Raw genomic sequence first — 20,272 nt, 5'->3', positions numbered from 1 at the left:
TACAGAACAAATCGGTCTCAGAGTAAAGAGACCATTTTCCATAATCTGATCAACAGAATGGTTAAGGCTGAAAAATTATATATCCAGAATTTGATATGATGTTAAATGGCCACCTCTATAATCATAATCTTTTTCAGCCTATTCTCAACAATTCAAGTAAATGCTCAAAAACCAGATTCAGAGGCTTTACTGAAGGAAGGCATGTTACTTTACCGACTTGAAAAAGCTGCCTGGTACTCAACCGATCATTTTCTAGAAAATTTCCCAGATAAGAGAGATAGCATTGGAGGATACCTTTCTTATCAAGGAATAGATGAACATGTTTTCTCCATCTTTTATAGTAGGTTCGACCACAACAGAATATTGGCTAGATATCAATTTGACAATTTACCAACTTCAACCCCAAACTCTGTTGATACCGAAGTAGCCTCAGCTCTTGAAATTGAAACAGACCTTATTTCAATACGACAAGATGCGTTGATGATGCTAACTTCAAATTCAGATGGTTTTTTTACTTATTATGAAAATGTTTCGTTCAATGCAATTTCACTGATAGATGGAAAAAACAGAAAAGTATTTATTTTATCTGCTTCACAAAAACAAGGCTCTGTCTTCATCGGCAATGACTATCTACTCAAATACAACTCTAAGAACAAGTTAATGGTAAGACCAAACTACATAATTCACTAATTGAACTTCCTTATAAAGATCCGAATGGACAAAATATAAATGCAACAATGCATACGCATATTCTATCTAATCATATCGAACCGACGGATATTTGTACGCTACTTCTTTATAAGGACTATGTTGATTGGTCTCAACATTACGCTATTAACAAAGATTATATTTCAATACTTGATCTTGATAAAGAGAACTTGATAATAATGACAAAAAAGGCTTTTGATAAAATAAATAAAAACGACTAGCATTAGAATTTGTAAAACAAACCCAAAAAAAGCCCAAACCTGAATTATCAAGTTTGGGCTTCTTCGGTCTTCTGTCTTCCAGCTTTTTAGCTACAAGCAATCTTACTCACCCGATTCTGGTGTCTTCCGCCTTCGAAGTCGGTAGTCAGGAAGATCTCAGCCAGCTTTTCAGCTAGTTCATAGGATATGAATCGGGCAGGGAGAGCTATCACGTTGGCATTGTTATGCTGACGGGAAAGAGCAGCAAGCTCTTCGTTCCAGCAAAGGGCGGCACGGATACCTTGGTGCTTATTAGCGGTAATAGCTACACCATTTCCACTTCCGCAGATCACAATTCCCAACTCATACTCACCATTTTCTATGGCAGTACTCAAGGGGTGAACGTAATCTGGATAATCTACAGAAGCATCGGAAAAGGGACCAAAGTCCTTTACTTCATAGCCTTGAGATTCAAGTTTGCTGATCATTTTGGCTTTGTATTCAACCCCTGCATGATCTCCACCTATTGCTATTTTCTTTGCCATAATTTATTTCTGTAAAAGACCGAAGCAGGAAGACAGGAGACCGAAGTAATCCTGACCTTCCAATTTCATCTTAATCTATAGACTCTTGATTCTAGGTTCTTAATTCTTGACTCTAGATACTTGCTACTTATGTCTAAAATTAAAGCGCATCATCTATATCCTCTTTGGCTTTTCTAACCGCTCTTTTTTTCTCCAGTCTTTTTGCAATCTGAATACCAGCTTCATATAAGACTAGGATCGGCATTGAAATCAATATTTGGCTGATAACATCAGGAGGAGTAATTATCGCAGACAATACCAAGATCACCACAATGGCATGTCTCCTATAGGACTTAAGCATGCTCGAAGTCACCAAGCCTGACATGGCCAAGAAATATACCACCACAGGAAGCTGAAACATGATCGCCGAGGCCAACACCAGCATAGTCAATGTGGATATATAGGAAGTAATATCAAATTCATTGAGAATCGACGGATCCAGCTGATAATTGGAAAGGAAGTTGATTGAAAGTGGAGATAGGATAAAGTAGCCAAATGCAGCTCCCATAAAGAACAACAAACTTACAAAGAAAACGGCCCCTCGTGCGGCATTTTTCTCCTGGTCATACAACCCTGGGCTGATAAATCTCCATACTTCCCAGAAAACAAACGGAAACGAAGCGATGAATCCCACCACAAAACTCGAAGTCATGTGCATGGTAAACTGCCCTGTCATCTGCCTACTTTGAATAGTAAATGGTAGTTCGTCTATGCAAAGTGCCGGCAACCCTACATAATCGCTGAGTTCACACAGCCATCTATAGGTCACAAAGTCAACCTTGGAAGGACCAAGGATAACGATGCCGAATACAAAGCTTTTGGCCAAAAAGGCCGCAACGGATAAAATCAGAATAGCTGCTACTGAGCGGAGTAAATGCCAGCGCAAAGACTCTAAATGGTCCAAAAAGGACATTCCTCCTTCTTCTTCCTCTTCTTCTTGGTATTGATCTAATGCCACGGGTGGTGTCTATAAACTAGTATAATGGAAACTGATTCATCCAGGTATTTACCTCGCCTCGAATGTTTGCCAATTCGGCGTCATTTTCATGGTTTTTCAAAGCTCTGTCGATTAAGTTGACGATTTTCAACATGTCATCTTCCTTCAGCCCTCTGGTAGTAACAGCTGCTGTGCCGATTCTCATTCCAGAGGTAACAAACGGAGATTTGGTATCAAATGGCACCATGTTTTTATTGATGGTAATATCCACCTTTCCAAGGGTCTGTTCTGCAATTTTGCCGGTAAGCTCCTTATTTCTAAGATCGATGAGCATCATGTGATTGTCCGTACCTCCTGAGATGATTTGATATCCGAGACTTACGAACTGCTCCGCCATTACGGATGCATTCCTTTTCACCTGAAGCACATAATGCATGTACTCATCTGATAAGCATTCTTGAAAAGCGATGGCTTTTGCAGCAATGATATGCTCCAAAGGGCCTCCTTGAGTGCCAGGGAATACGCCCATATCAAGTAAAGAAGACATTTTTTTGATTTCTCCTTTTGGAGTAGTCAATCCCCATGGGTTGTCAAAATCTTCACGCATCATAATCAAACCACCTCTTGGCCCTCTAAGGGTCTTGTGCGTGGTAGTTGTGACAATGTGACAATGATCTAGCGGGTCATTCAAAAGTCCTTTAGCGATGAGCCCAGATGGGTGGGATATATCTGCCAAAAGAAGGGCTCCGATTTCATCTGCTATTTCTCTCAATCTTGCATAATCCCAATCTCTCGAATAGGCCGACGCACCACAAATGATCAATTTTGGCATAACAGTCCGAGCTTTTTCTTCAAGTTTGTCATAGTCAATCCTTCCAGTTGATTCTTCTACTCCGTAAAAATGAGGCTCATAAAGCTTCCCGGAGAAATTCACAGGAGAACCATGGGTCAAGTGACCACCGTGAGAAAGATCAAATCCTAAAATAGGATCGCCAGCTTTCAAGCATGCCAATAACACTGCTGCATTCGCCTGTGCGCCTGAGTGAGGCTGAACATTGGCCCATGTAGCGCCAAAAAGCTCTTTTGCTCTGTCGATGGCCAGTTGCTCGATCTTATCCACTACTTCACAACCTCCATAGTAGCGTTTGCCTGGGAGACCTTCCGCATATTTGTTTGTCAGCACGCTTCCTGCCGCCTCCATCACTTGTTTGCTGGTGAAGTTTTCTGAAGCGATCAGTTCGATGCCTCTCTTTTGTCTGTCCTCTTCTTCGTTGATTAGGTCGAAAACAAGCGAATCTCTTTTCATAATCAGGGGTTTGAAAGCCAATTTTTATGGAATGGTAGCCAAATGGCGTACCTGCAAATGTGCCCAAAAATAGCCCGAAAGTCCCGATTATCCAATCCAAAAATAGGATTGGGATTCTCAATTCTACAGAATTGCTATTTTTGGCTGATGATTGATTTCAAATTCCACCCTGAAAGCTATTTTACTGACGAAACCACTTCTGTTTTATTAGTAAAAATGAATTATCCCGAAAGTCAATGGGGAGAGCAAATCAGCATTTATGCACACTGGCTAGAGGGAAAAATTCAATTTGAAGCGGTTGATTTCTATGGAAATGATTACTTGCTCTATCCTTCATCGAGCTTTGAAGCTTTAAGTATGGAAGACATAGTTTATCTTTTAGAAGGAATGCAGGTGAATACCGATGTGATGGAAGGAAATATGGAANCGAGCTTTGAAGCTTTAAGTATGGAAGACATAGTTTATCTTTTAGAAGGAATGCAGGTGAATACCGATGTGATGGAAGGAAATATGGAATTAATCTTGGACGGAATCCCAGAAGTCGAAAGTGACTTCTATCCAGAGCTGAATAAATATTTTGAGGAAAAAAGAAAAAATTTCGGATTGGATTAGAAATCTAACAGTGCCTGCTTCTGATCAGAAACTTGATGTGTACGAAACCAATACTCGTACGTTTGGAAATCTAGGCAATCGCTAAATTCACTTCCCTGAAACATGACTTTCTTCAAACAGGTTACAGGAAGCCAGGATTGCAAGTTTGCTGCTTGCTCTTTTGACAGCTGTGAAAGTTGAATCCATGTTCCTCCGTTGATAAAAATCGGTATAAGTTTAGTCATAAAGTTGCGGTTATTTGTCTCAAAACTATACTGATAATCACCAAAGTACACTCATATACAATTAATTTTATGTTAATAAAAATCTCGCCTTACATAAACGCAGCATGACAGGAGCTTTCATTGCATTTTTATGCCTTCTACTGGGACTTTTTTTACAGAAGCAATCAAATCTTCCACAGGAAAAAATAACTAAGTGGGTCAATGCTTACCTATTGAATATTGTGCTGCCTGCTTTGGCACTTCTGTACATCCCACAAATAGTCCCAGGATGGGGCTTGCTCTTACCCATTTCTTCGGCCTGGTTCACCTTTCTCTTGTCTTGGTTAATTTTTGGGATGCTCGGCAAAATTTTAAAATGGGATAGACAGACCACTGGTTGTTTGGTAATCGTGTCAGGGCTGGCTAATACTTCGTTTATGGGATTTCCTGTGGTAGAAGGGCTATATGGTAAAGAAGGATTGCCAATAGCGCTCTTGATAGATCAAGGAGGTTCATTTTTGCTTGTTTCATCCCTTGCGATTTTGGTGGGCTCAATCTATTCCCATAAAGAAGGTAATCTGAGGGAAATCCCCCTCAAAATTCTTCGCTTTCCACCTTTCGGATTTTTATTGATCACTATAGGCATGAGCATTGTGGGATGGAAAACTCCGGAATTTCTCATCCCGTTGGTTTCCTTGATTGGAAAAACAATGGCTCCAGTGGCCATTTTCGCCATTGGCCTGAAGTTTTCAATAGATTTCGACTCGCTAAGCTCCAAGTTTTATTGGCTTGGAATGGGTTACCGCCTTTTGCTTGCACCATTGATGGTCTGGTTGATTTTCAGAAATTTCCTACCGGAAAGCAGCCTTGAATTCAAGGTCACCGTCCTTGAAAGTGGCATGGCACCAATGATTACCGGGTCTATTGTCGCCATCCAATACGACCTTAAGCCCAAGCTCGCAACACTACTTGCAGGATTGGGAATCCCGATTTCTATCTTAAGTATCTTGGTTTGGTATTATTTCTTAGGCTGATTAAACCCAAGCTTTTTTCAAATCCGAGAGGATTTCCTCATGAATTTTTTCATTCGTAGCCAATATCTGCCTTCCAAATATAAAATCTCTTCCGCCAGAGAAATCTGTCACTTTGCCACCTGCCTCCTCCACAATCAAGGTACCTGCGGCAACGTCGTATGAATTCAGATTATATTCAAAAAACCCTTCTACTCGCCCAGCAGCCACATAACATAAGTCCACAGCCGCACTTCCAAATCGACGAGCTCCATGCGAAGACTTCATCAATGACTTCAAAGCAGCCAGGTATTTGTCAATCAAATCGAAGTTGTAGTACGGAAAGCCTGTAGCTATCAGAGATGCAGAAAGTGTCTTAGCTGCGCTAACTCTGATACGCGTGTCATTACAAAATGCTCCACCGCCTTTCATCGCATAGAAGCATTCATGTAGATTCACCTCGTAAACCACTCCTAAAATCACGGCATCACGCTCCATCAGGGCTATACTCACACAAAAAATCGGCACACCATGGATGAAATTAGTAGTGCCATCCAGCGGGTCAATCACCCAGTTGAATTCTTCCGCCTGTGTGGTATTAGTGCCTTCTTCTGTAATGAAACCAGCCTCTGGCAAGATATGAGCTAGTTTATTTACGATCATCCTTTCGGCTTCTTTGTCCACATAGGACACCAGATCATTGAACCCCTTATGCTCTACACGAGCCAAATTGAAATGCTGCCTTTCTCTACGTATAAAAGCTCCAGCTTCCTTGGCTATTTCTTGAGTTTTCTCTAAAAGTAGTGTAAGTTTTTCTGTTGAGATCATAATAGTTGTTTGTCTAATTCAGGCTTTGGGATTCTTACCTGCCACAGTAAGGACTATTTCGCCTTTGAGGGTATTGGTCTGATAATATTCTATTAACTCGGCTAATGAACCTCTAATGTTCTCCTCATGGAGCTTTGTGAGTTCTCTGGATACGCACGCTTGTCTGTCCGCTCCAAAAGCTTCGGAAAGCTGCCCAAGAGTTTTCAGCAGTCGATGTGGAGACTCATAAAAAATAATAGTCCTCACCTCTTCGATAAGCCCGTCTATTCTGGTCTTTCTCCCTTTTTTGTGAGGCAAAAACCCTTCGAAAACGAATCGATCATTTGGCAGCCCACTATTTACCAAAGCAGGGACAAAGGCTGTAGCACCAGGAAGACATTGCACATCTAGTCCAGCTGCAAGTACTTCTCTTACCAAGAGAAAACCTGGATCTGAAATAGCAGGGGTGCCGGCATCGCTGATCAATGCAAATACTTCCCCCTTATTCATGCGCTCGACTAGTTTTTCTACCGTCTTGTGCTCATTGAAAATATGGTAACTCTGAAGAGGCCGGGAAATTTCCAGATGTTTTAACAGTTGCCCACTCGTGCGGGTATCCTCAGCTAGGATCACATCAGCACTTTTCAATATCTCAATTGCACGAAGTGTGATATCCTTAAGGTTACCGATGGGAGTAGGTACTAGAAACAAGTTTGGGGAATTTTCACTCATGCAAGAACCTTATCAATATCCTTTGCCAGGTCATGATCCTTCTTGGTCACCTTATTTCCGGAGTCATGCGTAGTCAATTCAATTTCTACCGTATTATACACATTGCTCCAATTAGGATGGTGTTGTGAGGCTTCCGCTAAAAATGCCACTCGGGTCATGAATGCAAAAGCTTCCTGAAAATCCTTGAACTTGAATGTTTTCTTTAGCTTATTATCTTCTTCTTTCCACATAATTTAATTCGTTTAAAGTGAGATTAACCCTTCTATTTCGGCAGCTTTCTCATAGATTTTGACAATCTGATCTGGATCTTTCATCATTGGCTGAATAGTAACGCTTACGTATTTCCCGCCAGAACTTTCTTTGGTAATTATTTCATGTTTTGGAAATAGCGTAGCCACTTCCTTTTCTTTTCCAGTAGGAACTATAAACTTAAACATATAAAGCTGTGGAAACTCTCCACTGGCCACTAATTTTTCCTTGAAGCTTTCTTTATCAAATTCCTTTTTGTCCATGGCTTGATGTGATTGGCAAATTACATTTCGAATATAAACAAAGAACCCGTGCTAAGTGGCACGGGTTCCGAATCTAGATTCTATTAAAAGAATTTATATCGATAGTCCTTGACCCCTGCCAGATCTTGCAGAGCCATCATCACCGAATATGTCGTTCGCTGTGAGGCATTTTGTGTCAATTGACCTTGGTAGGCAGAGTAGTCACCTATTTCAGCAGCTGGAGTCAAGGCATTCAACTTACCTACGATCACCCCCACATCTTCACGAATAGGCTGCGTGATCTCGCCTTGCTTCAGTCCGAAGATAGCACCAATAGCCCGGGGAGCGAATCCAACACCTGGAATCACATTTGCACTGAGCTTCAAATCAGGAATCTCATTCAGAGACGCTTCAGCAGGATAGACCGCTTTCATTTCTTCCAAAGAAGTCTTTCCGGCAAGCTTAGATTTGATCACCTCTACTTTTTTCTCAGTTCTAACCTGAGCTTCCACTTGCTCTTTTACATCAGCCAACTTCAGATCACCTTCGCCTTTCTTGCTGACAAGGGTAGCTATTACATAGGCATTGTCTAGTTCAAAAACAGTAGAAACCTCTCCGGTAGAAGTGCCATCAGCAAAAGCCCAACGTATCACTTCTCTTGCGTTTTGAAGATTGTTGATGTTTCTAGCGTTGGCTTCTACATTGTTTGCTTGTAGAATTCTATAATTATCCGTTGTTGCATTTTCAGTGAACTCATTTCTATTGCCAGCATTTGCTGCAAAAGAATCAGCATTTCTGAAAGCCTCGTTTCTAGTCGCATCACTTGCTACTAATTCCAATTCTAAAGTTGCCACTTTAGTATAAGTGGTTTTAGGCATTTCAGTCACTTTGATGATATGATAGCCATATTCTGTTTCTACCAAATCAGAAAGTAAACCTGTAGCTTTAGCAGCATAGGCAGCAGTGGCAAATTCTTCCACGAAATCCGCTTTCGCAAACCAACCCAAATCCCCGCCGGTCTGTGCAGTACCATCTTGACCATATTGTCTTGCTGCTACTTCAAAGTTTCCATCAGCCTTCACTTCTGCAAGGACTGTTTCTGCCTGAGCTTTTACAGCAGCTTTGGCAGTGTCGTCCATTCCTTCGGTGCTGAATAAGATATGTGAGGCTCTCAGTCTGGGTGTCCCTTCGTACTGATCAGTAACCTTATAGGACACGAAGGTAGAGTTGGCCGTGATGAAAGGGCCGTAAGTTTCTCCTGCCTGAATGTCTGATACATTATTGCTCAAATTTGCAGGAAGTTCGTCGCCTGGTCTTACTGTCAAATATGGAGTTGGGCTTTCAGAATTTCTTAACACAAAAAGGGAATCGTTCTCAGCAGTTTTTAGCTCATTGGTCAATTCATTGATCCGAGCAATCACCTCCGCTGAATCTAGGCCACTCGGCTGAATGCTAAAGCTTACGTATTCGAGGCTGGCAGCATTGCCAGACTTGAATTTACTTTTGTTCTTAGTCAAATACGCTTGCATTTCGCTTTCTGATACGGTTACATCCGCGTCAGCGACGGCATAGAAAGGAACAAATAGAATTGATGCATCTGCTATGGTATTGGCTGCTTTGTATTCTACTTTTGCTTCAGCTTCGGTAGCAAACTCAGAAGTCGCCAGCATGTTGTCATATTTGATTCTCAATCTAGAGTCAGCAAAAAGTCGCTCTTGCTGATTCCAATATGCCTGCTGTGCAGGATCTGCCGTTTCCAGTGATTGAAGGAAAGTAACCAGCTGACTTTTGTCAAACTGGCCAGTTTGAGGATTTACCAATTGCTGACGTAATTCCGGAACGATGTTTTTGCCTTGAACCATATCAACTAATTCGGCATCCGAAATAGTCAAGCCCAATTTCTCATATTCTTCTTTGAACACACGCTCTACAATCATAGACTGCCATGCCTGCTCTCTGATCGAATACATTTCTACTTCCGAAGGAACTCTTCCAGTTCGTTGCTGATTGGCAACTTTGAATTCTTCAATACGGGTGATATACTCATCGTAGGTGATATCTTCACCTGCGATCTCACCTACGATATTTTGACTGGAATTGAGAAGTGTGGAATTTGGACTTAATAAATCTCCTCCTAGGAGGAATAATATTAATCCGCCGGCAATTACACCGATCATAAGACCTGTCCTTTGTCTAATTTGTTTAATTAACGCCATTATTGTTACTACGCTTTTTTAGAGTGTCGCAAAATAAAAGCTTTAGTAACGAAATTCAAAATATATTCTGAATCAAACGCGTAACTAGAAAATTCCTGAGGTGTTGATTTTTAGGCGAACAGTCTCAATTCTATGCTCTTGCTTGGTCACTACAGTAAAAGAATAGGACTCATAAGTAATCGATTCTCCTTTCTTCGGGAGGTTCTCCGTGAGGGATAGAATCAGCCCGGATAGAGTCTCAAAGTCTCCAATCGGCAATTCCCAGCCATATTTATCATTGAGGTAGTCTATTTCATGACGCGCACTCAGCAAATATTCCTGATCAGAAATTTGCTGCTCGATCAAATGATCGCTGTCGTATTCATCCTCGATTTCTCCAAAAATCTCCTCAATAATATCTTCCATAGAAACTATTCCAGAAGTCCCTCCAAACTCATCTACTACCAAAGCCAGGCTTTTTCGCTCCTGAATAAATTGAATCAGTAACTCATTAGCCAGTGCCGATTCTGGTGCAATAATGATAGGCGTTAAAATCTCTTCGATGGTTTTGGGCTTCTTAAACAGCTCCAATTGGTGACAATAGCCGATGACATCATCGATGGATTCCCGATAGACTATCACCTTAGAATGCCCACTTTCTTCAAATACCTGCTTTAGTTCTTCGATAGGGTCATCCACCTCCACAGATACTATATCTGTCCTCGGTACCATACATTCACGCACCCGTACCGTTTTAAATTCCACGGCATTGTCAAAAATCTTCGTATCTATTTCCACATGCCCTTCTTCTTTTCCTTTATGCATATGATTTTGGACAAAGCTATTGAGGTCAGTGACCGTGAAAACCGGTTTATCTTCACTATAATCCAAACGGAGTACCTTGGTGATGAAAAATCTCGAAAGTGCTACTACTGTCCAAACTACCGGGTAAAAAAGAACATAAATGATCCAAAATGGTAGAGAGAAGAAATTCAACATGCTGTTTGGATTCAACATAAAAAGACTTTTCGGCAAAAACTCAGCGGTCACCAAAACCACAATAGTGGCAATCAAGGTCTGCAAAACCAGCACAATTGCATCGTTATTGAAACCGTCTGGAAGCCACATTTTCAGCTGGTCTTCCATGAAGTATGCCATGAATATACCGTAGAGCACCAGTGATATGGTATTACCTAGGAGTGTAGTACCGATGAACTGTCCAGGGCGCTGCACAAAAACACTGAGTATTCTACCAGTAAGGTCGCCTTGCTTATTTTGAAGCTCTATCTGAAGCTTATTGGCAGAAATAAAGGCAATCTCCATTCCCGAAAAAAAGGCCGATAACGCCAGCGTGATGAGCACATAAATCAAATCATAACTTACTTCCATGCTTAGCGTTTTTTGCCAGGTTTGGTCTTTTTCTTAGGTGTCGGTGATTCTTCGGGTTTGTGCATCCTGCGGTACTGAAACCAAAATAGCAAGGCTACCGCAAACATAAAAATCGCGTAGGAAGCTTCCACTCCTTGCGTGACAGTCTGGTGAATACCAACGATCATAAGTGCAAGAGATAGTGATAATACTAATGCGTCAACTAATTTCATTGTGAATAATATGGGGGCGACAATAAAGCATAACGCTCAATATTACTTATCAAAAACCTTATTTCTATTAGATTCATCTAAAGTCCGTCTTCAGACAACTCAATCTGACCATCCCTAGGGTTTTTAAGTTTATATGTACTGAAAGTATCATCTGCTTCGAATCCGGATCCATAGGAATAGGTACCTCCATTTTGTACCCTTACAAATTTCTCAGTGTATATTATTTTCTTATTTGGTTCCCAAAAAAGCTCTTCAGATTGTAGTTTTTGATCCTTGATCAGATTGTGAACCTGTACATCACCTACACCTTTGAAGATATTTTCCTGTTTCAATAAATAGCCTCGATCTGCTCTCAGTGTGGTACTCAATTGACCATCTTTTTCAAAAATCTGAATTTCTATTCCATCAGGAAACTCCAGATTGCCGTTGGCAAACTCCAATTGCTTAGGTGCTTTAATTTCTGACCGTACTATGGCCGAGTCACTTTGTATTAAATGTATGTTGAGGGTCATTTTCATCGGCCCATCGTAAACCTCCAGAGCAGAAGCATCCACATCCTCCCTGCAGGAGCTGCTTAGAGCAAGGATGGAGAACATTACCAAAGAATATAAACTCGTCTTCACAGCTCAAAGATACTTGAAAATTGTTTTACGCCTATAAATGAAAAAAGGCAGCCCGAAGACTGCCTTTTTGTATCAGTGGTATGATTAATCTCTAGTAGCCAAAGTGACCGTCTCACCTATCCAGCAACCAGTACTAAGTGTCTGACCTACTTGCATTCCTTCAGTAAAGACTTCTTCTTTAGAAGGGAACTGTAATCTTGCTTGAGCCATTCCATTGGAATCACCAGCTCTTTGGTAAGCATTGTAAGCTGCTATGAAAATGGTTCTATCCTTAATGACACTTTCTCCTCCTCTACAATCATTAAACGAATTCATATACATACCCCCGATCATGGAGTAAATATCTGAAGTTCTGGAAGAATCTAGGTTAGCTGCTTCTCTAGCCGCAGCTCTGGCCGCAGATTTCTTTCCTTGCTTTGCATAGATCTTTGCAAGCTCCATCTGAGCATCAGCCTTCTGAGAATCACTCTCAGCAAGAGTCAATGCTTGACTCCACATTTCTTCTGCTTTAGCAGTATTATCTTCCTGCATGTATCTCATGGCAATCACCTGAGAAGTAGAGAAAGAAGGTTCTTTAGCATGCTTCATTTCAAGTGCTCGTAGGAATGCCTTTGAGGAGAAACACTTGTATTGAACAGAATACTTGAAGATCTGGTCAGCTAGTACCTCGTTGGTAGGATCAGCGGCCAATTTTGGACCCATCGTATTTTCGATGAAATCACAATCAATCAGCTCCATCGCGACCAATAACTGCTCAAGGGTGCCTTTTTGGCTAGATACGTCTTTGCCTTCTGCAGCAGCTTCATCAAGTAACTTATTGATCTTGTCATGAATTGCTAAGATTTCTTCTCCTGTATAAGCTTGGTGATAAGCGTAATTCCTATAGACTAGATCGAAATACGCCGCTGTCAATTGATAGTTTATAGTACCATTAAGCTCCAGTGCTTTCTCAAAATCAGCAATTGGACCTTTCAGCATATCTTTGTCTCCCTTATAATATTGATAGCCGTAGTAGGCTTTATTTTCTATCCACTCTTTCTCATTATTATAGATCTCTCCTCTTTTAGTGTAAAGCGCAATCACAGAGTCTTGATAAACTCTTTTTTGAGCCTCATCAGTAGTGGCTTTGGCAGCCGCATCATATATTTTGACTCCATTCTGATAGATAGATTCATTAAGCTCAGGGACATTGACCAGCAACCAGTGCAGGGGGTGTGTAGCTTCAATAAACTGATCAGAATTCATGAAGTCAGTGTAAGCCGCGTTTAATTCTCTTGCTTTGGCTTCTTGGGCTACGTCAGAGGGGAAGTTCCAGCCTTCTTGAGCTTGGACCATTCCGGCGAGAAGCAGGGCTGCTAGCCCTAGGATTGTAGATTTAATTTTCATTTTCATAATGGTTTAATTCGGCACAATTTAATCTTCATGTCTAAGTCCAGGTTTTAAGAAATGGACTTAACCATTTTGATTGAATGGTTTGGTTAATTATTATTCAAAAACTCGTTTGTAGAACCAACTGTTATCATTCAATGACAATCCTAGAGTGAAGTTAACGTAACTCTCTTTGATCAGTCCATTATTAGTGGTGCCCCGCTGTCCTACTTTCACCGCGAAGTTCACTAACGAAAGTTGATTTACAGGAAGTGAAGCTCCAAAGTTAATGCCAAGGTCATTAATATTAGTCTCGTTCAAATAATATGGCGTCTGCTGGTATTCCAATCCTACGCGATAAGTACCCCGCTTTAGCGTATTATCTATCGCAGTAAAATCAGGCGTAATCTGAAATCCCAAAGCTACCTTAATTGCTTCCTTCAATTGCAATGGATCATCTAGCAGAGATCTATATTTTTTGAAGTCTTGATATTGGCCTTCCAGACCGATTATATATTTATTGTTTTTTTCATAAGAAAGGCCGAATCCGTAGCGATTAGGGATATAAATGCTTCCCGGTTCATCATTTGAGATCAAGTCTCCATCTGAATCTGGGTTGCTAGCTTGGCCAAATGATGCGAGCTTGGCAAAAGCTTTTCCACTAACATCTCCTAAATGCTGATAGATGGCGCCTAAGTGTAACTTACTACCTGCAGTCAAGGGAAGGAAGTAATAGGCACCTGCTTTAATGCCCACATCACTGACTGTTAATCTTTCATAATATTCTGAAGTAGTCCCGACTTGGCCTCCTTCATCATCAAAAAGTGCCAATTGATTAGTTCGTATCGTTGACCCAAATAAGTAAGAACCTTGTACTCCGAGACTCAAATTTTTGGCTACCACCATCCCATAACTCAAATAAGCTTCTGAAATACCGCCATCCCCTTCGATAGAATTCAATGCTTGCACATCTGTATTGCTAACTGGGCTTTCTATCAGCAACCGATAATTTACACTGGTGATTTGGTTCAATCCTAAGCCGACCGTCGCTTTATTTACCTTCACAGGGAGTGAAATTGCGATGTAGGAAAGGCCACCGCCATCCACAGCCGAATTCTCTGTGCCGTTGTCCACTGCTATCTTTTTATAATTCAGTGCTGCCTCAAAATTAAAAATTGTGTTTTTAGTAGTAAGAGCTGGATTGACCACATTGGGATTCCAGGCATTACCGTAGCTGATGCCAAGTCCCCCCATTGCTTGATTATGGGTAAGTCCGGAATAATTAAATTCACCGATCCCTAGCGCACTATAGGTAGAAGCACTGGTCTGAGCTTGAGCTTCTGTAAATAAGAAAAGGGTGCATAGTACACCCAGCAATTGCAATTTGATTTTACTCAACATTGTGGTTTAGAATAGAATTCAATCCGTAAAGGACCAAATTTGGGACTACAAATATGAGGTCTTTTGCCAATGAATCAAAAGATTGGGCATCTCCGCCACTAACAAAGACCTCGATTTCTGGAAATTTTTTGGTATATGCCTCGATTTGCCCGCGCAATTCAAGCTCAATTCCATGCCAAATACCGATTTGCATACAGGTGATTGTATTTTTGCCAATCAGTTCGGAAGGCTTTACTTTGAGATCAACTAGCGGCAATCTTGCCGTTTGCTCATGCATTGCTTTGGCTCGCATTTCGAGTCCTGGGCTGATCGCTCCACCTAAATAGGTGTTTCCTTCATCGATTAAATCAAAAGTAATACAAGTTCCCAAGTCTATCGCGAGAATCGGTCCTTTTCCCCGCATAGTCCAAGCGCCAATCGCTCCGGCAATCCGATCCAAACCCAAGCTTGCGGGTGTTCCGTATGCGTTGCGAATAGGTAGCTTGGTAGCTGAGCTAAGAAAGGCAAATTGGAAAGGTAAAATATCCTGTAGTTCAGCTTGACCCCACCTTACAGAGCTCACTAAGCAATGGTCAAATGAAACTGATACCCAATAGGTTAATGCAACTTCAATCCCATCAAATACTACTTCATCAAGCAGTATTTCTCCTTGAAACAGCGCCGATTTGATTCTTGTATTCCCGATGTCTATTATCAGATTTATCATCCAGTTTGATTAATATGCTGCAAAATAGCCATTCAAAAAAAGTAGTGCCTTTTATACTTGTTAAATTACCTTTGACCTAGTCGTTACTTAACAAACTTTAACCCATGAGTTCTACTAACTACACCATGATCGGATTGATGTCCGGTACCTCCGGAGATGGATTAGACCTAGCCTATTGCAGCTATACACTTCATGATCAGTGGTCTTACGAGATTTTAGATGCGGTTACCTTCCCATTTCCAAAGGAAATGGGAACGAAACTCAAGAACTGCCATAGACTTTCTGCTTTGGAACTAGCACTTCTAGATGTAGAATTCGGAAAGTGGATGGGGGAAAAAGTCAGAAAATATTGTGGTGAAAAACAAATCAAACCTATGGCAGTTTGCTCGCACGGACATACCGTATTCCATCAACCCGCCAAGGGGCTTAGCCTTCAGATAGGCAATGGCTGGGCGCTGCATCAGGCATCCGGACAAAAGGTAATCAATGATTTCCGCATGCTAGATGTGCAGCTTGGTGGCCAAGGCGCACCCTTGGTGCCCATTGGAGACAGCTTACTTTTTCCGTCCATCGATTTTTGCATCAACTTAGGCGGTATTGCAAATATCAGCATGGAGGCAGGTGGGAGGCGAATTGCATTTGATACCTGCCCATTCAACCTCTTGCTGAATGCCCAAGCAAATGTGCTCGGTGCTGAATACGATGAAAATGGAGCTTGGGCAAAGGAGGGGGTACTAAATAACGAGCTATTTAAGGTGCTGAATGAGTTGACTTTTTATTCCAAATCAGAGTCAAAGTCACTAGGCCGGGAGGATTTGGAAAATGATTTCATACCGCTGCTGAATGCTAGTAGGCTTCCCGAAAAAGACAAGCTGAGAACACTAGTCGAGCATTATGCCTTACAGATCGCCACAGTGATCAAGCAACACAAAATTTCTGATTGCCCTACAGTCTTGCTTACCGGTGGCGGTGCATACAATTCCTTTTTTAAAGAGCGGCTTCATTTTCACCTCAACTATCAATGGACACATGTTTTTGCAGAGCCAATATTGATAGAGTTTAAAGAGGCACTTGTTTTTGGGTTTTTAGGCGTATTACGTTTTCGTAATGAAAATAACTGCCTAGCCTCTGTCACTGCCGCGAGAAATGATTCATCTGGGGGCGTGATTTATGGCTGACCACCTATCAGACTTCATGCTGTAGAGGAAGGATATTTTTCTATTTTTGCCTAGCTATAAACCCAAATTACATGCAGGAATTACTTAAAAAGTTTGAAAACAAACAACCCGAAATCACTTTTGAATGGAGTGATAGCGAATCTGAGGCTGAAGGCTGGGTAGTGATAAACTCCCTTAGAGGTGGGGCTGCTGGTGGTGGTACCCGTATGAGAAAAGGATTGGACAAGCGTGAAGTTGAATCTCTTGCCAAAACAATGGAGGTAAAATTCACCGTCTCCGGTCCGGCGATTGGCGGCGCAAAGTCAGGCATCAACTTCGATCCAAACGATCCCCGTAAAGATGAAGTCCTTCGGCGATGGTACAGAGCAGTGATTCCTTTATTAAAAAGTTATTACGGCACTGGCGGGGATCTAAATGTGGATGAAATCCATGAAGTAATTCCTATCACAGAATCCTATGGTCTATGGCACCCACAAGAAGGGGTGGTAAATGGCCACTATCATGCCACTGAGCCAGAGAAAATCCGAAAAATTGGTCAGCTCCGACAAGGCGTTTCCAAAGTTCTTGAAGATCCACTCTTCACCCCAAATGGCCCTAAAAAATATACCGTGGCCGATATGATTACGGGATTTGGGGTAGCAGAAGCTTTAAGGCATTACTATAAAATCTGGGGAGGAAGCATCAAAGGAAAACGTGCAGTCATTCAAGGATGGGGCAACGTAGGCGCCGCAGCAGCATGTTTTCTTGCCGTAGAAGGTGTGAAAATAGTAGGTATCATCGACCGTGAAGGTGGAGTGATAAAGGAGGAAGGTTTTTCGCTTGACGAGGTTCGCCAGCTTTTCCTGGCTAGAGATGGAAATAAACTCGTAGCCGCAAACCTACTTTCCTTTGAAGAGATAAATCAGCAAATTTGGGATATAGAAAGCGAAATTTTCATCCCAGCGGCTTCCTCCAGACTGATCACTCAGGATCAAGTCGAGCGAATGGTGAATTCTGGGCTAAATGTTATTTCTTGTGGAGCCAATGTGCCCTTTGCTGACCCGGAGATATTCTTTGGATCCATAGGCATTTGGACAGATCAGCGGGTTTCTGTGATACCTGATTTCATCGCCAATTGTGGTATGGCCCGCGTCTTTGCTTATTTGATGAGTGACAATGCGGAAGTGACCGATATGGCTATCTTCACAGATGTCAGCAGGACTATCGAAAAAGCACTCTTAAATGTTCATTCCAAGAATCCTGAAAAAATTAAACTAGCGGAAAGCTCCTTTAGTATAGCCCTAGCACAACTCGTGTAAAAGTATACTTTGTGTTTGATCAGACGGAGTTAATTTTTGATTAAATCCAACAAGATGGTCAATTTTGATTGTGCTGTATCAGGCAAAAGCTGTAGTTTAGCAGACGCCACTGGTGCATACCAACAATCAATTATTTGCTTAAATTAACCGAAAAGAACACCCAGCCTACCCTATTAGCCTAATGAAGAATTTTATCTTTAGTTTCTCCATATTTTTCGGAATATTATTTTTGGGTGGATTAGACACGCAATATGCTTTTGCACAGACTACTGATACTGAGCAGAAATACCTAGCTCAAGTAGAGCAAGGAAATCCCGACCAAGTTGCCCCTCACGAGGATTTGGTGGAAGAAGCCATAGATGAGGGGCATCATACTGCCCCTATTTGGTTGGTCATCCCATTTGTAGCCTTATTGCTCATGATTGCCACTGGCCCTCTGTTTTATGAGCATTTTTGGCACAAAAACTACCCGAAAATCGCCATCGGATTCGCATTGCTGGTAGTTTTCTATTATTTGTTTGTTCTTGGGAATGTCCATGCGCCTGTCCATGCCATGGCAGAATACATTCAGTTTATTGCACTTCTGGCTTCCTTATACATTGCTTCCGGAGGCATTCTTATAGAAATAGATAAGAAAGCAACCCCATTCGCAAACGTCACTTTATTAATTATTGGTGCTTTGATTTCTAATCTGATCGGAACCACTGGAGCATCTATGCTTTTGATCCGTCCATTTATCAGACTGAACAAAGGGAATATTCAGGCTTATCACATCATTTTCTTCATCTTTATGGTGAGTAATATAGGGGGCTCATTGACACCAATCGGGGATCCTCCACTATTCTTAGGTTTCTTGAAAGGCATTCCTTTCTTCTGGACTTTGGAATATAACTGGCCGGCATGGATATTTGCATTAATTGCCCTAGCTATTGCATTCTACTTTATTGACAAAAAATTTGGCAGAGCAAATGATGACTCTGAGCTAGAAGAAACTACCTATTCAAATAAATTTTCTTTGATAGGGGTTAAGAATTTTGGCTGGTTATTTATTATAATCTGCTCAGTATTCCTCGATCCAAATGTAATAGAAGGAGTGCCAGCCATCGTCTATGACGGCCAGAAATTCTCCTATATCCGGGAGATCATTATGCTGACAGTAGCTTTCTTGTCTTACAGATTCGCAGATCAGAAAGCCATCAAAGGCAATGAGTTCAACTTCGAGCCTATTCGGGAAGTTGCATTTATATTCATTGGAATATTTGGGACTATGATGCCGGCCTTAGAGCTCGTAGGTGCTTTTGCTAAATCACCAGATGGCGCTGCTATGATCACGCACAACACGCTTTATTGGGGCACTGGTATCCTTTCAGGATTTCTAGACAATGCACCTACCTACCTGAACTTTCTTGCAGCCGCCATGTCTTCCAAAGGTGCTTCCATCAATAACATTGAAGAAGTTCGCCAGTTTGCAGCTGACGGATATCCTGACTCCGCATTTGAATTGATGGCCATCTCCATCGCTTCGGTGTTCTTCGGGGCGATGACTTATATAGGAAATGGACCTAACTTCATGGTGAAGTCTATAGCGGAGCAAAATGGGATCAAAATGCCTTCCTTCTTTGGCTATATGATCCGATTCTCTCTACCAATCCTATTGCCACTACTTATATTAGTGTGGCTAGTATTCTTTGCTTTCGTATAAGTTCTAAACTTCGTAATAGCGAAAACAAGATTCTAAATGGTCGTTGAATAATCCTGTAGCCTGCATGTGTGCATACACTGTGGTACTGCCCAGAAATTTGAATCCACGTTTCTTCAAATCTTTGGCAAGCAAATCAGATTCCTTAGTTGTAACCTGTGCTTCGCTCATGGAGGATAAGCGATTTTGTATTGGCTTGCCGCCGACAAAACCCCAAATGTATTTTGAAAAAGAGCCAAATTCCTTCTGTACCTCCATAAAGCATTTGGCATTATTGATCGCAGCACGGATTTTCAACACGTTTCTGATGATGCTAGGGTCTTGCAGTAACTCTTGTACATAACTTTCTGTAAATGAGGAAACTAACTTGTAATCAAAGTCTGCAAAAGCTATGCGATAGCCCGCTCTCTTTTTCAAAATAGTAGCCCAACTCAAACCTGCTTGGGCAGACTCTAAAATCAAAAACTCGAAATGAATCTGATCATCCCATACAGGAACTCCCCACTCGGTATCGTGGTAGCGTACATAATCTTCAAAACCTAGACACCAAGGACAACGTGGCTTTGGATCAGAAACTTGGAAGGGCTTTTTCATGTGTTTATAATTGTTTTTC

General features: G+C 41.5%; 21 protein-coding genes and 1 pseudogene. 6 read left to right on the top strand and 16 right to left on the bottom strand.

The window, feature by feature from the left end; all coding sequences use genetic code 11:
• Both U3A58_RS01665 and U3A58_RS01660 read left to right on the top strand, forming a co-directional pair.
• Positions 1 to 99 (top strand): annotated as a pseudogene (locus U3A58_RS01665) (IS1595 family transposase); the annotation flags it as partial.
• Positions 100 to 105: 6 nt separating this feature from the next.
• Positions 106 to 690, top strand: a complete 585-nt coding sequence (locus U3A58_RS01660; RefSeq protein ID WP_323821631.1) for a hypothetical protein — start codon at positions 106 to 108, stop codon at positions 688 to 690.
• Positions 691 to 1,015: 325 nt separating this feature from the next.
• Here U3A58_RS01660 and rpiB read toward each other — a convergent pair whose 3' ends face one another.
• The 4 genes from rpiB to U3A58_RS01635 form a co-directional block, all read right to left on the bottom strand.
• Positions 1,016 to 1,453, bottom strand: a complete 438-nt coding sequence (rpiB, locus tag U3A58_RS01655) for a ribose 5-phosphate isomerase B (RefSeq protein ID WP_323821630.1) — start codon at positions 1,451 to 1,453, stop codon at positions 1,016 to 1,018.
• A gap of 139 nt (positions 1,454 to 1,592) precedes the next feature.
• Positions 1,593 to 2,450 carry a twin-arginine translocase subunit TatC gene (gene tatC / locus U3A58_RS01650; RefSeq protein WP_323821629.1) on the bottom strand — a complete coding sequence of 286 codons (858 nt, stop codon included), beginning with the start codon at positions 2,448 to 2,450 and terminating at the stop codon, positions 1,593 to 1,595.
• Positions 2,451 to 2,466: 16 nt separating this feature from the next.
• A complete protein-coding gene (locus U3A58_RS01645; RefSeq protein ID WP_323821628.1) occupies positions 2,467 to 3,735 on the bottom strand; it encodes a serine hydroxymethyltransferase in 1,269 nt (422 codons plus the stop codon).
• A 608-nt stretch (positions 3,736 to 4,343) separates the two neighbouring features.
• A complete protein-coding gene (locus U3A58_RS01635; RefSeq protein WP_323821626.1) occupies positions 4,344 to 4,571 on the bottom strand; it encodes a hypothetical protein in 228 nt (75 codons plus the stop codon).
• A 104-nt stretch (positions 4,572 to 4,675) separates the two neighbouring features.
• Here U3A58_RS01635 and U3A58_RS01630 point away from each other — a divergent pair, with 104 nt between their 5' ends.
• On the top strand, positions 4,676 to 5,584 hold the full coding sequence (locus tag U3A58_RS01630; RefSeq protein ID WP_323821625.1) for an AEC family transporter: 909 nt from the start codon (positions 4,676 to 4,678) through the stop codon (positions 5,582 to 5,584).
• Here U3A58_RS01630 and U3A58_RS01625 read toward each other — a convergent pair whose 3' ends face one another.
• From U3A58_RS01625 to U3A58_RS01575, 11 genes are all read right to left on the bottom strand, one after another.
• The gene (locus tag U3A58_RS01625) at positions 5,585 to 6,388 is read right to left on the bottom strand and encodes an inositol monophosphatase family protein (protein WP_323821624.1); all 804 of its coding nucleotides are present in this window, start codon (positions 6,386 to 6,388) and stop codon (positions 5,585 to 5,587) included. It lies immediately after the preceding gene.
• Positions 6,389 to 6,406: 18 nt separating this feature from the next.
• Entirely contained in the window at positions 6,407 to 7,099 is a 693-nt protein-coding gene (gene rsmI, locus U3A58_RS01620; RefSeq protein WP_323821623.1) for a 16S rRNA (cytidine(1402)-2'-O)-methyltransferase, read from the bottom strand.
• Positions 7,096 to 7,329 carry a 4a-hydroxytetrahydrobiopterin dehydratase gene (locus tag U3A58_RS01615; protein ID WP_323821622.1) on the bottom strand — a complete coding sequence of 78 codons (234 nt, stop codon included), beginning with the start codon at positions 7,327 to 7,329 and terminating at the stop codon, positions 7,096 to 7,098. Before U3A58_RS01615 ends, rsmI begins: the two co-directional genes overlap by 4 nt.
• Positions 7,330 to 7,341: 12 nt before the next feature.
• Positions 7,342 to 7,611 (bottom strand): DUF493 family protein, encoded by a 270-nt coding sequence (locus tag U3A58_RS01610; protein WP_323821621.1) that lies wholly within the window; start codon positions 7,609 to 7,611, stop codon positions 7,342 to 7,344.
• Between the two features lie 83 nt (positions 7,612 to 7,694).
• Positions 7,695 to 9,806: a SurA N-terminal domain-containing protein gene (locus U3A58_RS01605; protein ID WP_323821620.1), complete on the bottom strand. Its 2,112-nt coding sequence runs from the start codon at positions 9,804 to 9,806 to the stop codon at positions 7,695 to 7,697.
• Positions 9,807 to 9,890: 84 nt separating this feature from the next.
• Positions 9,891 to 11,174: a hemolysin family protein gene (locus tag U3A58_RS01600; RefSeq protein ID WP_323821619.1), complete on the bottom strand. Its 1,284-nt coding sequence runs from the start codon at positions 11,172 to 11,174 to the stop codon at positions 9,891 to 9,893.
• Positions 11,175 to 11,176: 2 nt separating this feature from the next.
• Positions 11,177 to 11,386: a hypothetical protein gene (locus tag U3A58_RS01595; protein WP_323821618.1), complete on the bottom strand. Its 210-nt coding sequence runs from the start codon at positions 11,384 to 11,386 to the stop codon at positions 11,177 to 11,179.
• Positions 11,387 to 11,463: 77 nt separating this feature from the next.
• A complete protein-coding gene (gene lptC, locus U3A58_RS01590; protein ID WP_323821617.1) occupies positions 11,464 to 12,009 on the bottom strand; it encodes an LPS export ABC transporter periplasmic protein LptC in 546 nt (181 codons plus the stop codon).
• Positions 12,010 to 12,093: 84 nt separating this feature from the next.
• On the bottom strand, positions 12,094 to 13,395 hold the full coding sequence (locus U3A58_RS01585) for a hypothetical protein (protein ID WP_323821616.1): 1,302 nt from the start codon (positions 13,393 to 13,395) through the stop codon (positions 12,094 to 12,096).
• A gap of 99 nt (positions 13,396 to 13,494) precedes the next feature.
• A complete protein-coding gene (locus U3A58_RS01580) occupies positions 13,495 to 14,778 on the bottom strand; it encodes a hypothetical protein (RefSeq protein WP_323821615.1) in 1,284 nt (427 codons plus the stop codon).
• On the bottom strand, positions 14,768 to 15,484 hold the full coding sequence (locus U3A58_RS01575) for a type III pantothenate kinase (protein WP_323821614.1): 717 nt from the start codon (positions 15,482 to 15,484) through the stop codon (positions 14,768 to 14,770). Before U3A58_RS01575 ends, U3A58_RS01580 begins: the two co-directional genes overlap by 11 nt.
• Before the next feature lie 104 nt (positions 15,485 to 15,588).
• On the opposite strand from U3A58_RS01575, the gene U3A58_RS01570 reads away from it, so the two are divergent.
• The 3 genes from U3A58_RS01570 to U3A58_RS01560 all read left to right on the top strand — a co-directional run bounded on the left by U3A58_RS01570 (position 15,589) and on the right by U3A58_RS01560 (position 19,662).
• Positions 15,589 to 16,662, top strand: coding sequence for an anhydro-N-acetylmuramic acid kinase (locus U3A58_RS01570; protein ID WP_323821613.1), 1,074 nt, complete (start codon positions 15,589 to 15,591; stop codon positions 16,660 to 16,662).
• Positions 16,663 to 16,733: 71 nt separating this feature from the next.
• Positions 16,734 to 17,960: a Glu/Leu/Phe/Val dehydrogenase dimerization domain-containing protein gene (locus tag U3A58_RS01565; protein ID WP_323821612.1), complete on the top strand. Its 1,227-nt coding sequence runs from the start codon at positions 16,734 to 16,736 to the stop codon at positions 17,958 to 17,960.
• Between the two features lie 181 nt (positions 17,961 to 18,141).
• Positions 18,142 to 19,662, top strand: coding sequence for a sodium:proton antiporter (locus U3A58_RS01560; protein WP_323821611.1), 1,521 nt, complete (start codon positions 18,142 to 18,144; stop codon positions 19,660 to 19,662).
• A 3-nt stretch (positions 19,663 to 19,665) separates the two neighbouring features.
• Here the strand turns inward: U3A58_RS01560 and U3A58_RS01555 are convergent, their stop codons facing one another.
• Positions 19,666 to 20,253, bottom strand: a complete 588-nt coding sequence (locus U3A58_RS01555) for a DNA-3-methyladenine glycosylase I (RefSeq protein WP_323821610.1) — start codon at positions 20,251 to 20,253, stop codon at positions 19,666 to 19,668.
• Positions 20,254 to 20,272 lie beyond the last annotated feature (19 nt).

It is taken from the genome of Algoriphagus persicinus, assembly GCF_035156415.1.
In the GTDB taxonomy this organism is placed as follows: Bacteria; Bacteroidota; Bacteroidia; order Cytophagales; family Cyclobacteriaceae; genus Algoriphagus; species Algoriphagus persicinus.
Note: the sequence above shows the minus strand (reverse complement) of the source record. Positions and strands in the feature narration are given on the sequence as shown.

Excerpts from the sequence above, each read along its gene's own strand:
- U3A58_RS01580 (WP_323821615.1), bottom strand. The coding sequence starts at position 14,778 with ATGTTGAGTAAAATCAAATTGCAATTGCTGGGTGTACTATGCACCCTT.
- U3A58_RS01560 (WP_323821611.1), top strand. The coding sequence starts at position 18,142 with ATGAAGAATTTTATCTTTAGTTTCTCCATATTTTTCGGAATATTATTT.
- U3A58_RS01585 (WP_323821616.1), bottom strand. The coding sequence starts at position 13,395 with ATGAAAATTAAATCTACAATCCTAGGGCTAGCAGCCCTGCTTCTCGCC.
- U3A58_RS01610 (WP_323821621.1), bottom strand. The coding sequence starts at position 7,611 with ATGGACAAAAAGGAATTTGATAAAGAAAGCTTCAAGGAAAAATTAGTG.
- U3A58_RS01555 (WP_323821610.1), bottom strand. The coding sequence starts at position 20,253 with ATGAAAAAGCCCTTCCAAGTTTCTGATCCAAAGCCACGTTGTCCTTGG.
- U3A58_RS01565 (WP_323821612.1), top strand. The coding sequence starts at position 16,734 with ATGCAGGAATTACTTAAAAAGTTTGAAAACAAACAACCCGAAATCACT.
- U3A58_RS01615 (WP_323821622.1), bottom strand. The coding sequence starts at position 7,329 with ATGTGGAAAGAAGAAGATAATAAGCTAAAGAAAACATTCAAGTTCAAG.
- U3A58_RS01575 (WP_323821614.1), bottom strand. The coding sequence starts at position 15,484 with ATGATAAATCTGATAATAGACATCGGGAATACAAGAATCAAATCGGCG.
- U3A58_RS01630 (WP_323821625.1), top strand. The coding sequence starts at position 4,676 with ATGACAGGAGCTTTCATTGCATTTTTATGCCTTCTACTGGGACTTTTT.
- U3A58_RS01605 (WP_323821620.1), bottom strand. The coding sequence starts at position 9,806 with ATGGCGTTAATTAAACAAATTAGACAAAGGACAGGTCTTATGATCGGT.
- U3A58_RS01645 (WP_323821628.1), bottom strand. The coding sequence starts at position 3,735 with ATGAAAAGAGATTCGCTTGTTTTCGACCTAATCAACGAAGAAGAGGAC.
- U3A58_RS01625 (WP_323821624.1), bottom strand. The coding sequence starts at position 6,388 with ATGATCTCAACAGAAAAACTTACACTACTTTTAGAGAAAACTCAAGAA.
- U3A58_RS01635 (WP_323821626.1), bottom strand. The coding sequence starts at position 4,571 with ATGACTAAACTTATACCGATTTTTATCAACGGAGGAACATGGATTCAA.
- rpiB (WP_323821630.1), bottom strand. The coding sequence starts at position 1,453 with ATGGCAAAGAAAATAGCAATAGGTGGAGATCATGCAGGGGTTGAATAC.
- U3A58_RS01570 (WP_323821613.1), top strand. The coding sequence starts at position 15,589 with ATGAGTTCTACTAACTACACCATGATCGGATTGATGTCCGGTACCTCC.
- U3A58_RS01600 (WP_323821619.1), bottom strand. The coding sequence starts at position 11,174 with ATGGAAGTAAGTTATGATTTGATTTATGTGCTCATCACGCTGGCGTTA.
- U3A58_RS01660 (WP_323821631.1), top strand. The coding sequence starts at position 106 with ATGGCCACCTCTATAATCATAATCTTTTTCAGCCTATTCTCAACAATT.
- U3A58_RS01595 (WP_323821618.1), bottom strand. The coding sequence starts at position 11,386 with ATGAAATTAGTTGACGCATTAGTATTATCACTATCTCTTGCACTTATG.
- rsmI (WP_323821623.1), bottom strand. The coding sequence starts at position 7,099 with ATGAGTGAAAATTCCCCAAACTTGTTTCTAGTACCTACTCCCATCGGT.